9 protein-coding genes are annotated in these 13,148 nt (G+C 66.3%); 8 read left to right on the top strand and 1 reads right to left on the bottom strand.

Annotated features, from left to right (window positions below; all coding sequences use genetic code 11):
* Positions 1–2 precede the first annotated feature (2 nt).
* Positions 3–2,651 carry a pyruvate dehydrogenase (acetyl-transferring), homodimeric type gene (gene aceE, locus ABKS89_RS27620; RefSeq protein WP_138213976.1) on the bottom strand — a complete coding sequence of 883 codons (2,649 nt, stop codon included), beginning with the start codon at positions 2,649–2,651 and terminating at the stop codon, positions 3–5.
* A gap of 244 nt (positions 2,652–2,895) precedes the next feature.
* Here aceE and glnE point away from each other — a divergent pair, with 244 nt between their 5' ends.
* The 8 genes from glnE (at position 2,896) to ABKS89_RS27580 (ending at position 13,121) form a co-directional block, all read left to right on the top strand.
* Positions 2,896–5,841 (top strand): bifunctional [glutamate--ammonia ligase]-adenylyl-L-tyrosine phosphorylase/[glutamate--ammonia-ligase] adenylyltransferase, encoded by a 2,946-nt coding sequence (glnE, locus tag ABKS89_RS27615; RefSeq protein WP_138213977.1) that lies wholly within the window; start codon positions 2,896–2,898, stop codon positions 5,839–5,841.
* A 275-nt stretch (positions 5,842–6,116) separates the two neighbouring features.
* Positions 6,117–7,160, top strand: a complete 1,044-nt coding sequence (waaF, locus tag ABKS89_RS27610; protein WP_348588359.1) for a lipopolysaccharide heptosyltransferase II — start codon at positions 6,117–6,119, stop codon at positions 7,158–7,160.
* Positions 7,157–8,230 carry a lipopolysaccharide heptosyltransferase I gene (waaC, locus tag ABKS89_RS27605; RefSeq protein ID WP_348588358.1) on the top strand — a complete coding sequence of 358 codons (1,074 nt, stop codon included), beginning with the start codon at positions 7,157–7,159 and terminating at the stop codon, positions 8,228–8,230. Before waaF ends, waaC begins: the two co-directional genes overlap by 4 nt.
* On the top strand, positions 8,227–9,348 hold the full coding sequence (locus tag ABKS89_RS27600) for a glycosyltransferase family 4 protein (protein ID WP_081515471.1): 1,122 nt from the start codon (positions 8,227–8,229) through the stop codon (positions 9,346–9,348). The genes waaC and ABKS89_RS27600 overlap by 4 nt, the downstream gene beginning before the upstream one ends.
* Entirely contained in the window at positions 9,345–10,151 is an 807-nt protein-coding gene (rfaP, locus tag ABKS89_RS27595) for a lipopolysaccharide core heptose(I) kinase RfaP (RefSeq protein ID WP_081515472.1), read from the top strand. The genes ABKS89_RS27600 and rfaP overlap by 4 nt, the downstream gene beginning before the upstream one ends.
* The gene (locus ABKS89_RS27590; RefSeq protein ID WP_348588357.1) at positions 10,151–10,885 is read left to right on the top strand and encodes a lipopolysaccharide kinase InaA family protein; all 735 of its coding nucleotides are present in this window, start codon (positions 10,151–10,153) and stop codon (positions 10,883–10,885) included. Before rfaP ends, ABKS89_RS27590 begins: the two co-directional genes overlap by 1 nt.
* On the top strand, positions 10,882–11,637 hold the full coding sequence (locus ABKS89_RS27585; protein ID WP_138213983.1) for a lipopolysaccharide kinase InaA family protein: 756 nt from the start codon (positions 10,882–10,884) through the stop codon (positions 11,635–11,637). The genes ABKS89_RS27590 and ABKS89_RS27585 overlap by 4 nt, the downstream gene beginning before the upstream one ends.
* A complete protein-coding gene (locus ABKS89_RS27580) occupies positions 11,634–13,121 on the top strand; it encodes a lipopolysaccharide kinase InaA family protein (protein ID WP_348588356.1) in 1,488 nt (495 codons plus the stop codon). The genes ABKS89_RS27585 and ABKS89_RS27580 overlap by 4 nt, the downstream gene beginning before the upstream one ends.
* Positions 13,122–13,148 lie beyond the last annotated feature (27 nt).

Here is a 13,148-nt window from a genome sequence, read left to right as displayed (position 1 = left end):
CCTCAGCAGTCCAGCGGGTTACGTTTTTCGGGGTTGATGCCGAACTTGGCGATGGCTTCGGCCACGACCTTGGGTTCGATATCACCGCGATCGGCCAGGGCTTCCAGCGCGGCCAGCACGACCCAGTGGCGGTCGACTTCGAAGAAGTCGCGCAGCTTGCGGCGGCTGTCGCTGCGGCCGAAGCCGTCGGTGCCCAGGACCTTGAATTCCTTGCTCGGAACCCACTGACGGATCTGCTCGGCGTAGAGCTTCATGTAGTCGGTGGAGGCGATCACCGGGCCCTTGCGGCCGGCCAGGCACTCTTCGACGTAGCTCTGCTTGGGCTTCTGACCCGGGTGCAGGCGGTTCCAGCGCTCGATGGCCAGGCCGTCGCGGCGCAGTTCGTTGAAGCTCGGAACGGACCAGACGTCGGCGCCGATGCCGAAGTCTTCGCGCAGGATCTTCGCGGCGGCTTCGACTTCGCGCAGGATGGTGCCCGAGCCCAGAAGCTGCACGTGATGCGCGGCGTCCTTCTTGTCCTCATCGAGCAGGTACATGCCCTTGATGATGCCTTCCTCGGCGCCCTTGGGCATGGCCGGCTGGACGTAGTTCTCGTTCATCACGGTGATGTAATAGAAGATGTCCTGCTGCTCTTCGATCATCTGGCGCGAACCTTCGCGGATGATCACCGCCAGCTCGTACGCGTAGGTCGGATCGTAGGTGCGGCAGTTCGGGATGGTCGCCGCCAGCAGGTGGCTGTGACCGTCTTCGTGCTGCAGGCCTTCACCGTTGAGGGTGGTACGGCCGGCGGTGCCGCCGATCAGGAAGCCGTGCGCGCGGCTGTCGCCAGCGGCCCAGGCCAGGTCGCCGATACGCTGGAAACCGAACATCGAGTAGAAGATGTAGAACGGCAGCATCGGCTGGTTGTGCGTGGAGTACGAGGTACCCGCGGCGATCCAGCTGGACATGGCGCCGGCTTCGTTGATGCCTTCCTCGAGGATCTGACCTTTCTTGTCCTCGCGGTAGAACATCACCTGGTCTTTATCCACCGGCTCGTACAGCTGGCCGACGGAGGAGTAGATACCCAGCTGGCGGAACATGCCTTCCATGCCGAAGGTACGGGCTTCGTCCGGAACGATCGGGACGATGCGCGGGCCGAGTTCCTTGTCCTTGACCAGCTGCGAGATGATCCGCACGAAGGCCATGGTGGTGGAGATTTCGCGGTCGCCCGAGCCGTCGAGCATGGCCTTGAGGGTTTCCAGCGGGGGAACCGGGACCTGGAAGCTCTTCTCGCGGCGAACCGGCATCACGCCGCCCAGCGCGGCACGGCGGGAAGCCAGGTACTTGGCTTCGGCGCTGCCTTCCTCGGGGCGGTAGAACGGCAGGTTTTCCAGGTCGGCATCCTTGATCGGGATGTCGAACTTGTCGCGGAACGACTTCAGGGACTCGACGTCGACCTTCTTGACGTTGTGCGCGATGTTCTTCGCTTCGCCCGAACCTGTGCCATAGCCCTTGATGGTCTTGGCCAGGATGACGGTCGGCTGACCCTTGTGGTTGACCGCCTGGTGATAGGCCGCATAGACCTTGTAGGGGTCGTGGCCGCCACGGTTGAGTTTCCAGACTTCCTCGTCGGAGAGGTCCTTGACCATCTCCAGCAGCTCCGGACGCGCACCGAAGAAGTGCTCACGCACGTAGGCGCCGTCTTTGGCCTTGTAGTTCTGGTACTCGCCGTCGATGACCTCGTCCATGCGCTGCTGCAGCAGGCCGGCGGTGTCCTTGGCGAACAGCGGGTCCCAGAAGCGACCCCAGACCACCTTGTTGACGTTCCACTCGGCGCCACGGAACACGCCTTCGAGTTCCTGGATGATCTTGCCGTTGCCGCGAACCGGGCCGTCGAGGCGCTGCAGGTTGCAGTTGATGACGAAGATCAGGTTGTCCAGCTTCTCGCGGCCGGCCAGGGAGATCGCGCCCAGGGATTCGGGCTCGTCGCACTCGCCGTCGCCCATGAAGCACCAGACCTTCTGCTTGCCGGCGGGGATGAAGCCGCGGCTTTCCAGGTACTTCATGAAGCGCGCCTGGTAGATCGCCTGGATCGGGCCCAGACCCATGGAAACGGTCGGGAACTGCCAGAAGTCCGGCATCAGCCAGGGGTGCGGGTAGGAAGACAGGCCGTTGCCGTCCACTTCCTGGCGGAAGTTGTTCAGCTGGTCTTCGGTGATGCGGCCTTCGAGGAAGGCGCGGGCGTAGACGCCGGGGGAGGCGTGGCCCTGGAAGAACACCAGGTCGCCGCCGTGTTCGTCGGTCGGGGCCTGGAAGAAGTAGTTGAAGCCAACGTCGTACAGGGTCGCCGAGGAGGCGAAGGAGGAGATGTGACCACCCAGATCCGGGTCGGCCTTGTTGGCCTTCATCACCATCGCCAGGGCGTTCCAGCGCACCAGGGAGCGGATGCGGCGTTCCATGAACAGGTCGCCGGGCATGCGGGCTTCGTGGGTGACCGGGATGCTGTTGCGGTACGGCGTGGTGATCGCGTAGGGCAGTTGGGTGCCGGACCGGCTGGCCAGCTCGCCCATACGGGTCATCAGGTAATGGGCGCGGTCTTCACCTTCACGGTCCAGGACCGATTCCAGGGCGTCCAGCCATTCCTGGGTTTCGACGGGATCGAGGTCTTGCATGGCTTGCTCCAGGGCGGAAAGGCTTCCAGAATCGGAAGCCAGTAGATCGTTGCCGACAGCTGCGCCAACCTCGTGGGCGACGCGGCGAATTCTTGGAAGTGCACCGGGGGTACGCCCGGCGGGTTGTAGTTTTACTACAAATCGCCAGCGGATACATCCCTCCCCCTGAAAAAGTTAGTAGTAAAACTACAGGGGCGCGAAAAGACAGGAATGCCGGCGCCTCGCCGACCACTCAGGATAGACCATGAGCCTGCCGTCCCTGGCCGCTTTGCCGGCTACTCTCAAGCCTCTCGCCGAGCGCGCTGAGCAGAATTTCCGCACCGCCATCGCCGCGCTTTCCGCCGAGCAGATCGCCAGTTTCGACAGCTGGTCCGACGAGCGGCATGCCGATTTCGCCCGCGTCACCGCCGGCAGCGACTTCGTCGCCGAGCAGGTGCAGCGCGATCCTGCCTTTCTATTGGCGCTGGCCGCGACCGGCGAGCTGGAGCGTGCCCTGCAGCCCGGCGAGATGGGCGCGCAGCTGGAAGCGCTGCTGGCCGACTGCGCCGATGAGGACGAGCTGGGCCGCCGCCTGCGTCGCTTCCGCCGGCGCCAGCAAATGCGCATCATCTGGCGCGACCTGACCCGGCGCAGCGACCTGGCCGGCACCTGCCGCGACCTTTCCGACCTCGCCGACGCCAGCATCGACCAGTCCCTGGCATGGCTCTACCAGCGCCACTGCCAGCAGTTCGGCGTGCCCATCGGCAACCGCTCGGGCCTGCCGCAGAAGATGATCGTGCTGGGCATGGGCAAGCTGGGGGCGGGCGAGCTGAACCTGTCTTCCGACATCGACCTGATCTTCGGCTACCCCGAGGGCGGCGAGACCCAGGGCGCCAAGCGCGCGCTGGATAACCAGGAGTTCTTCACGCGTCTGGGGCAGAAGCTGATCAAGTCGCTGGATGCGATCACCGTCGAAGGTTTCGCCTTCCGCGTCGACATGCGCCTGCGCCCCTACGGCTCGAGCGGCCCGCTGGTGCACAGCTTCGCCGCGCTGGAACAGTACTACCAGGACCAGGGGCGCGACTGGGAGCGCTACGCGATGATCAAGGCCCGCGTGGTCGGCGGCGACCAGGAAGCCGGCCAGCGCCTGCTGGAGCTGCTGCGCCCGTTCGTCTACCGGCGCTACCTGGACTTCTCCGCCATCGAGGCGCTGCGCACCATGAAGCAGCTGATCCAGCAGGAAGTCCGGCGCAAGGGCATGAGCGAGAACATCAAGCTGGGCGCCGGCGGCATCCGCGAAGTGGAGTTCATCGCCCAGGCCTTCCAACTGATCCACGGCGGCCGTGATCTCAGCCTGCAGCAGCGGCCGCTGCTGCGGGTGCTGGCGATCCTCGAAGGGCAGGGCTACCTGCCGCCGCAGGTGGTTGCCGAGCTGCGCGAGGGCTACGAGTTCCTGCGCTACGCCGAGCACGCCCTGCAAGCGATCGCCGACCGCCAGACGCAGATGCTGCCGGAGGATGAGTTCGAGCGTATCCGCGTCGCCTTCATCATGGGATTCGCCAACTGGTCGGCCTTCCATCAGGCCACCAACCAGTGGCGCGATCGCATCGACTGGCACTTCCGCCAGGTCATCGCCGACCCGGATGAAGATGAAGAAGGCCAGGTGGATACCACCATCGGCGGCGAGTGGATTCCGCTGTGGGAAGAGGCGGTGGATGAGGAGTCCGCCTGCCGGCAGTTCGCCGACGCCGGGTTCGCCCAACCGGCGGCGGCCTGGAAGCGCCTGACCGACCTGCGCAATGGCCCGCAGGTGCGCGCCATGCAGCGTCTGGGCCGCGAGCGGCTGGATGCCTTCATGCCGCGCCTGCTGAACATGATTGCCGAGCGCGGTCCGGCGGACGCGCTGCTGGAGCGGGTGCTGCCGCTGATCGAGGCAGTGGCGCGGCGCTCGGCCTATCTCGTGCTGCTCACCGAAAACCCCGGCGCGCTGGAGCGCCTGCTGACGCTCTGTGCGGCCAGCCCGATGGTGGCCGAGCAGATCGCCCGCTTCCCCATCCTGCTCGACGAGCTATTGAATGAAGGGCGGTTGTTCCGTCCGCCACAGGCTGCCGAGTTGGGTGCCGAACTGCGCGAACGGCTGATGCGTATCCCCGAGGACGACCTCGAGCAGCAGATGGAAACCCTGCGCCACTTCAAGCTGGCCCATGCCCTGCGCGTGGTGGCTTCGGAAATCGCCGGTACCTTGCCGCTGATGAAGGTCAGCGACTACCTGACCTGGCTGGCCGAAGCGATCCTCGAACAGGTGCTGAGCCTGACCTGGGACCAGCTGGTGCAGCGCCATGGCCGACCGACCCGCGTGGACGGCACGCCTTGCGACCCGGACTTCATCATCATCGGCTACGGCAAGTCCGGCGGCCTGGAGCTGGGCCACGGCTCCGACCTCGACCTGGTGTTCATCCACGACGGTGACCCGCAGAGCGAAACCGACGGCGCCAAGCCCATCGATGGAGCGCAGTTCTATACGCGCCTGGGGCAGAAGATCATCCACTTCCTCACCGCGCAGACGCCCTCGGGCATGCTCTACGAGGTGGATATGCGCCTGCGCCCGAGCGGCGCTTCCGGCCTGCTGGTCAGCTCGCTGCGCGCCTTCGAGGCTTACCAGCTGGGCGAGGCCTGGACCTGGGAACACCAGGCGCTGGTGCGCGCCCGCGTGCTCGCCGGCTGCCAGCGGGTGGCCGTAGCGTTCGAGGCGATCCGCGCGAAAGTGCTCGGCCAGCAGCGCGACCTGGCCGAGTTGCGCAAGGAAGTCAGCGAGATGCGCGCGAAGATGCGCGACAACCTCGGCACCCCGGGCACGGCCGCCGGCACCGCGCCGAATGCCTTCGAGGCCGCGGCCCCGTTCGATCTCAAGCAGGATGCCGGTGGTATCGTCGATATCGAATTTATGGTGCAATACGCGGCCCTGGCCTGGTCGTGGCAGCACCCGGAGCTGGTGGAGTTCACCGACAATATCCGCATTCTGGAAGCCCTGGAGCGGGTCGGGTTGATGTCCGGCGAGGATGTCCTGAAGCTGCAGGACGCCTACAAGGCCTACCGGGCGGCGGCGCACCGATTGTCCCTGCAGAAGCAGCCGGGCGTGGTGAGCGGCGATCACTTCCATGCGGAACGTCGCATGGTGATGCAGATGTGGAAGGCCTTCGAGCTGACCTGATTCGCTGCGATTTCCCATGAAACAGATAGCATCCGGCGAGATGATGCTCGCCGGAACGGATCGCGCTGTCAGTGCTGGTCTGGCAGTAGGAACAAGGCGCGTAATGCCATTGCGCCAGGTCACAGGGAGTGACGAAAACCGCCCGGCCCGAAGAGTGGCTGGGCTAGACTGCCGGCATTCGCTGCTCGGCACCCGACCGCAGAGGCCCGCGCCTTGCGGCTGGATGAATGGAGTACGGGGAGGCGAGAGCCTCCCCGCTTGTTTTCGGAAAAGGCATGAGAATTCTGATCGTAGGCCCCTCCTGGGTGGGCGACATGGTGATGGCGCAGACGCTCTTCCAGTGTCTGAAGCGGCAGCATCCGGACTGCGTGATCGATGTGCTGGCGCCCGACTGGAGCCGGCCGATCCTCGAGCGCATGCCCGAAGTGCGCCAGGCCCTGAGCTTCCCGCTTGGCCACGGCGTGCTGGATATCGCCTCGCGCCGGCGTATCGGCAAGACCCTCAAGGGCCAGTACGACCAGGCGATCCTCCTGCCCAACTCGCTCAAATCGGCGCTGGTACCGTATTTCGCCGGCATCCCCAAGCGCACTGGCTGGAAGGGCGAGATGCGCTACGGCCTGCTCAACGACATCCGCGCGCTGGATAAAGAGCGCTACCCGCTGATGATCGAGCGCTTCATGGCCCTGGCCTATGCGCCGGGCGCCGAGCTGCCGCAACCTTATCCGCAGCCGCGCCTGTCCATCGACCCGCAGAGCCGCGAGGCCGCGCTGGCCAAGTTCGGCCTGAGCCTGGATCGCCCGGTGCTGGCGCTGTGCCCCGGTGCCGAGTTCGGCGAGGCCAAGCGCTGGCCGGCCGAGTACTACGCCAAGGTCGCCGAGGTGAAGATTCGCGCCGGCTGGCAGGTGTGGATCTTCGGCTCGAAGAACGACCATCCTGGCGGCGAAGACATTCGCATGCGCCTGATTCCCGGCCTGCGCGAAGAGTCGGTGAACCTGGCCGGCGAGACCGCCCTGGCCGAGGCCATCGACCTGATGTCCTGCGCTGGCGCCGTGGTCACCAACGATTCCGGCCTGATGCACGTGGCGGCCGCGCTGAACCGCCCGCTGGTGGCGGTCTACGGCTCCACGTCGCCGCAGTTCACCCCGCCGCTGGCCGATGCCGTGGAGATCGTCCGCCTCGGCCTGGAATGCAGCCCCTGCTTCGATCGCGTGTGCCGTTTCGGCCACTACAACTGCCTGCGCGAGCTGAAGCCGCGCCCGGTGATCGAAGCGCTGGACCGACTGGTCGCCGACCCGGTGGATGTGGAAAGCGCTGAATGAGGGTCCTGTTGATCAAGACCTCGTCCCTGGGCGATGTCATCCACACCCTGCCGGCGTTGACCGACGCTGCCCGTGCCATTCCCGGCATCCAGTTCGACTGGGTGGTGGAGGAGGGCTTCGCCGAGATTCCCGCCTGGCATCCCGCCGTGGCCCAGGTGATCCCGGTGGCGATCCGCCGCTGGCGCAAGAACCTCTGGCAGACGCTCAGGAGTGGCGAATGGGGGCGCTTCAAGCGCCGCCTGAAGGAAGTCGACTACGACCTGGTGATCGACGCCCAGGGCCTGCTGAAAAGCGCCTGGCTGACCCGCTACGCGCGCCGCCGCACGCCGGTCGCGGGGTTGGACAAGGAGTCGGCCCGCGAGCCGGCCGCCAGCCGCTTCTATAACCGCACCTACCCGGTTGCCTGGGGCCAGCACGCCGTCGAACGCGTGCGCCAGTTGTTCGCCCAGGCGCTGGACTACCCGCTGCCCACTGGTACCGGCGATTACGGCCTGGACCGCAATCGCCTGCTGGATTCGGTGGAGACCGAGCCCTACCTGGTATTCCTGCACGGCACCACCTGGGTGACCAAGCACTGGCCCGAGGTCTACTGGCGCGAGCTGGCGCTGCGCATGGGCGAGCGCGGCTGGCAAGTCCGCCTGCCGTGGGGCAACGACGCCGAGCGGCAACGCGCCGAACGGCTCGCCGAAGGCTTGGAAAACGCCTCGGTACTCCCCAAGTTAAGCCTCGCGGGCATGGCCAAGGTCCTGGCCGGCGCTTCCGCCTGCGTGGCGGTCGACACCGGGCTCGGACACCTGGCCGCCGCCCTGGACGTGCCGACGCTGTCGCTGTTCGGCCCGACCAACCCCGGTCTGACCGGCGCCTACGGGCGCTCGCAGGTGCACCTGGCCGCCGACTGGCCTTCGTGCGCGCCCTGCCTGCAGAAGACCTGCACCTACCAGCCGACGGCCGAAGACAAGCGCCAGTTCGACCTGCGGCATGAACAGCCTCTGTGCTTCACGCGCCTGAATCCCCAGCGCGTGGCGAACCAGCTGGAGGCGCTGCTGCTGGCCCCGGAGACGCTTCGATGACCCTGGCTTTCGTTCTCTACAAATACTTCCCGTTCGGCGGGCTGCAGCGCGATTTCATGCGCATCGCCCTGGAATGCCAGCAGCGCGGCCATTCGATCCGCGTCTACACGCCTATCTGGGAAGGCGAAGTGCCGCCGGGCTTCGACGTGCGCGTGGCGCCGGTGAAGTCGCTGTTCAACCATCGCCGCAACGAGAAATTCAGCGCCTGGCTGGCCGCGGACCTCGCGCGTTCGCCGGTGGACCGGGTGATCGGCTTCAACAAGATGCCGGGCCTGGATGTCTACTACGCCGCCGACGGCTGCTTCGAGGACAAGGCGCAGACCCTGCGCAACTCCTTCTACCGTCGCTGGGGTCGCTACAAGCACTTTGCCGACTACGAGCGCGCGGTGTTCGCGCCGGAGTCGAAGACCGAGATCCTGATGATCTCCGAGGTCCAGCAGCCGCTGTTCATCAAGCATTACCGCACCCCCGAGGCACGCTTCCACCTGCTGCCGCCGGGCATCGCCCAGGACCGCCGCGCACCGGCCAATGCCGGCGAAATCCGTGCGGAGTTCCGCCGCGAGTTCAAGCTGGGCGACGACGACCTGCTGCTGGTGCAGATCGGCTCCGGCTTCAAGACCAAGGGCCTGGACCGCAGCCTCAAGGCGCTGGCCGCGCTGCCGCGTTCGTTGCGCAAGCGCACCCGCCTGATCGCCATCGGCCAGGACGATCCCAAGCCGTTCCTACTGCAGGTGAAGGCGCTGGGCCTGTCGGACAATGTGCAGATTCTCAAGGGGCGCAGCGACATTCCGCGCTTCCTGCTCGGCGCCGACCTGCTGATCCACCCAGCCTACAACGAGAACACCGGCACCGTGCTGCTGGAGGCGCTGGTCGCGGGACTGCCGGTGCTGGTCACCGACGTCTGCGGCTATGCGCACTACATCGACGAGGCGAAAGCCGGCCGTGTGGTGCCGTCGCCGTTCGAGCAGGACCGTTTGAACACGATGCTTCAGCAGATGCTGGAGGACGATGCAGCGCGGGCGGAGTGGGGGCGCAACGGCCTGGCCTTCGCCGACAGCGCCGATCTCTACAGCATGCCGCAGCACGCCGCCGACCTGATCCTGCGGGAGCGCGCATGAAGCTCGAACTGCACGAGCCATTCAAGCGCCTGTGGGCCGGCAAGGACCCGTTCGCCGAAGTCGAGCGCCTGCAGGGCAAGGTCTACCGCGAGCTGGAAGGTCGCCGCACGCTGCGCACCGAGGTCGAAGGTCGCGGCTATTTCGTGAAGATCCACCGCGGCATCGGCTGGGGCGAGATCGTCAAGAACCTGTTCAGCGCCAAACTTCCCGTACTCGGTGCGGGCCAGGAGCAGCGCGCGCTGGAGCGCCTGCACCAGGCCGGCGTGGCGACCATGACCTCGGTGGCCTATGGCGAGCGCGGCGGTAATCCGGCCGCGCAGCATTCCTTCATCATCACCGAGGAACTGGCGCCGACCACCGACCTGGAAGTGCTCTCGCTGGACTGGCTGCAGACACCGCCCGAGCCGCGCCTGAAGCGCGCGCTGATCGCCGAAGTGGCGAAGATGGTCGGCACCATGCATCGCGCCGGGGTCAATCATCGCGACTGCTACATCTGCCATTTCCTGCTGCACACCGACCGCCCGATCAGCGCCGATGACCTGCGCCTGTCGGTGATCGACCTGCACCGCGCCCAGACCCGCGCCGCTACCCCGCGCCGTTGGCGCGACAAGGACCTGGCGGCGCTGTACTTCTCCGCGCTGGACATCGGCCTTACGCGTCGTGACAAATTGCGCTTCCTGCGCGGTTACTTCCTGCGTCCGCTGCGTGACATCCTCCGCGAGGAAGCCGCGCTGCTGGCGTGGATGGAGCGCAAGGCAGCCAAGCTCTACGACCGCAAACAACGATACGGAGACCTGCTCTGATGGCCGGCTGGGTACTCGAAGCCGACTACCAGCATCTCGCCGCCGATTTCGGCAGCCTGGATGCCGTGTTCGCCCTCGAAGGTGAGCGCATCACCAAGGATGCGATGTCTGACGTCGTGCGCATCGAACGCAACGGCGTGCGCTATTACGTCAAGCGCTACCGCAAGCCGGGCAAGGGCTTTCGCCGCTACCTGCCGCGCCCGCGGGTGAAGGCCGAGTGGCAGAACCTCAAGCAGTTCGCCAAGTGGGGCATACCGACCGCGAAGGTGGTGGCCTACGGCCTGGAGCGCGTCAATGGCGGCTTCTCCCGTGGCGCGATCATTACCCGCGAGCTGGTCGGCACCGAGGACCTGCACGCCCTGGCCAAACAGGACGATCCGCGTCTGAAGGATCGCGCCTGGGTCGCGCACGTCATGCGCCAGCTGGCTGGCTACACCCGGACCATGCATGACCACCACTTCACCCATAACGACCTGAAGTGGCGCAACATCCTGGTGGACGGGGAGGGCACGGTGTACTTCATCGATTGCCCGATCGGTGATTTCTGGGTCAGCTTCATGCTGCGCTACCGCATCACCAAGGACCTGGCCACCCTCGACAAGGTCGCCAAGTACCACCTCTCCTACACGCAGCGCCTGCAGTTCTACCTGCTGTACCGTCGCCGCGAGCGACTGAACGCGTCGGACAAGAAGCGTGTCCGGCAGATCGTCCATTTCTTCGAGGGACGCGAGTGAAGGATTTCATTGCCGAGGGCGACCAGGCCCTGCTGGAAAACAACGCCCTGGCCGATTTCGACGCCCTCTGGGCCCTGCAGCTGGAAGCCGTGGACGAGCCCAACACCGAGCGCGGCGGCTGGAGCAGCGTGTACCGCCTGGAGCTGGACGGCACCGCCTACTACCTCAAGCGCCAGAGCAACCACCTGACCCGCAGCCTGAAGCGTCCGCTCGGCGAGCCGACCTTCAGCCGCGAGTTCCGCAACATTCAGCGCTACCATCAGCTCGGCATTCCGTCGATGCAGGCGGCCTTCTTTGGTGCGCGGCAGGTCGGCGGCGAGCGCCGGGCGATCCTGATGACCCGCGCCCTGGACGGTTGGCGTGATCTCGACAACCTCCTGCAAGGCTGGTCGAACCTGCCCGCCGAGCGTCGCCAGGCCATCCTGCGCGCCTGCGGCATGCTCGCCCGTCGCCTGCACGAGGCCGGGCAGATGCATGGCTGCTTCTATCCCAAGCACATCTTCCTGCGCGAAACCGACGACGCCTTCGAGGCGACCCTGATCGATCTGGAAAAGACCCGTCCGCTGTGGTTCGGCCAGCGCGACCGCGTGCGCGACCTCGAGCCGCTTCTGCGCCGCGCGCCGGACTGGAACGAAACCGACGTGCGCAACCTGCTGGCGGCCTACCTGGGCACTGCTTCCGGCGGCCCGGAGGTTGACGACTGGTACCGCCGCCTGGGCGCGCGCCGCAAGAAGAAGGAAAACCGCGCATGAGGCTGTCTGCCCTGCGCGATGCCGGCCGCGCTCCGGCGCTGCCCTTGCGCATCGAGCTGGAGGACGGCGCCGGTCCGGCCGAACTGCGCCTGGACAGCCTGCTGCGCGTGCTGCCCGGCCAGCGCTATGTCGGTGCGGCCAATTGGCGTAGCCGCCCGGTGCTGGCCAAGCTGCTGGTCGGCGGCCGTGCAGCGAAACAGTTCCAGCGTGAACGCGAGGGTGTGCGACTGCTCGCCGAACAGGGCCTGACTACGCCGCAGCTACTGGCCGACGGTCTGAAGGACGGCGAGGGTGGCTGGCTGCTCTTCGAACTCCTCGATAACGCCGAGAGCCTCTGGGACGCCTGGCGCGCCGTAGAGGGCGAAGCGCTGCTGTCCGACGGCCAGACCGCCGTCATCGCCGAGGCGCTGACCGCCATCGCCCGGATGCACGCCAAAGGCCTGTGGCAGGAAGACCTGCACCTGGACAACCTGCTGCGCCACGCCGGCCAGCTGTACCTGATCGACGGCGCCGGCATCCGCGCGGAAACCCCCGGCCAGCCACTGTCGCGCAAGCACGTGCTGGAAAACCTCGGAGTGTTCTTCGCCCAGCTGCCCGCCAGCCTCGATCCTTATTTGGAAGAACTGCTGATCCACTATCTGCTGGCCAACGCTGAGCACGCATTGCCGCTGGAAGCCCTGCAGAAGGAAATCGCCAAGGTTCGACGCTGGCGCGTCGGCGACCTGATGAAGAAGATCGCCCGCGACTGCAGCCTGTTCAGCGTATTCAAGGGGCCGTTCGGCCTGCGCGCGGTGCGCCGCGAGGAAGAGGAGGGCCTGCAGCCTCTGCTGGCCGATCCGGATTCCTACATAAATCGCGGACACATCTACAAGACCGGCGGCGCCGCGACCGTGGCCCGTGTCGAGCTCGACGGCCGGCCGCTGGTGGTCAAGCGCTACAACATCAAGAACCTGCTGCACTGGTTCAAGCGCTTCTGGCGCCCCAGCCGCGCCTGGGCTTCCTGGCGCGAGGGCAACCGCCTGGACTTCCTCGGCATCGCCACGCCCAAGCCGCTGGCGGTGATCGAGCGGCGCTGGCTGTGGCTGCGCGGCCCGGCCTTCCTGATTACCGATTACCTGGCGGGTCAGGATGTAATCGCCCGTTTCAAACCCTACCTGGACCATCCGGAGGGGGGCGGCCTGCCGCCGGAATCGGATCTTGTGGCCCTGGACAGACTGTTCGCGGCGCTGGTGCGCGAGCGCATCAGCCACGGCGATCTGAAAGGGCACAACCTGTTCTGGCAGGAGCAGGGCGAAGGCGGGCAGTGGTCGTTGATCGACCTGGATGCCATGCAGCGTCACTCGCGAGAAGCGAGCTTCGCCCGCGCCTATGCCCGTGACCGTGCGCGCTTCCTGCGCAACTGGCCAGAGGGCAGCGCACTGCACCGGCTGCTCGACGAACGTTTACCGCAGGTGCCTGGCACCCGTCCAGACGAACGGGGCTAGGTCTTCTGGCATTGACCATCCGTGGCC

Source organism: Pseudomonas sp. LABIM340, assembly GCF_040017195.2.
GTDB lineage: Bacteria > Pseudomonadota > Gammaproteobacteria > Pseudomonadales > Pseudomonadaceae > Pseudomonas.
Note: the sequence above shows the minus strand (reverse complement) of the source record. Positions and strands in the feature narration are given on the sequence as shown.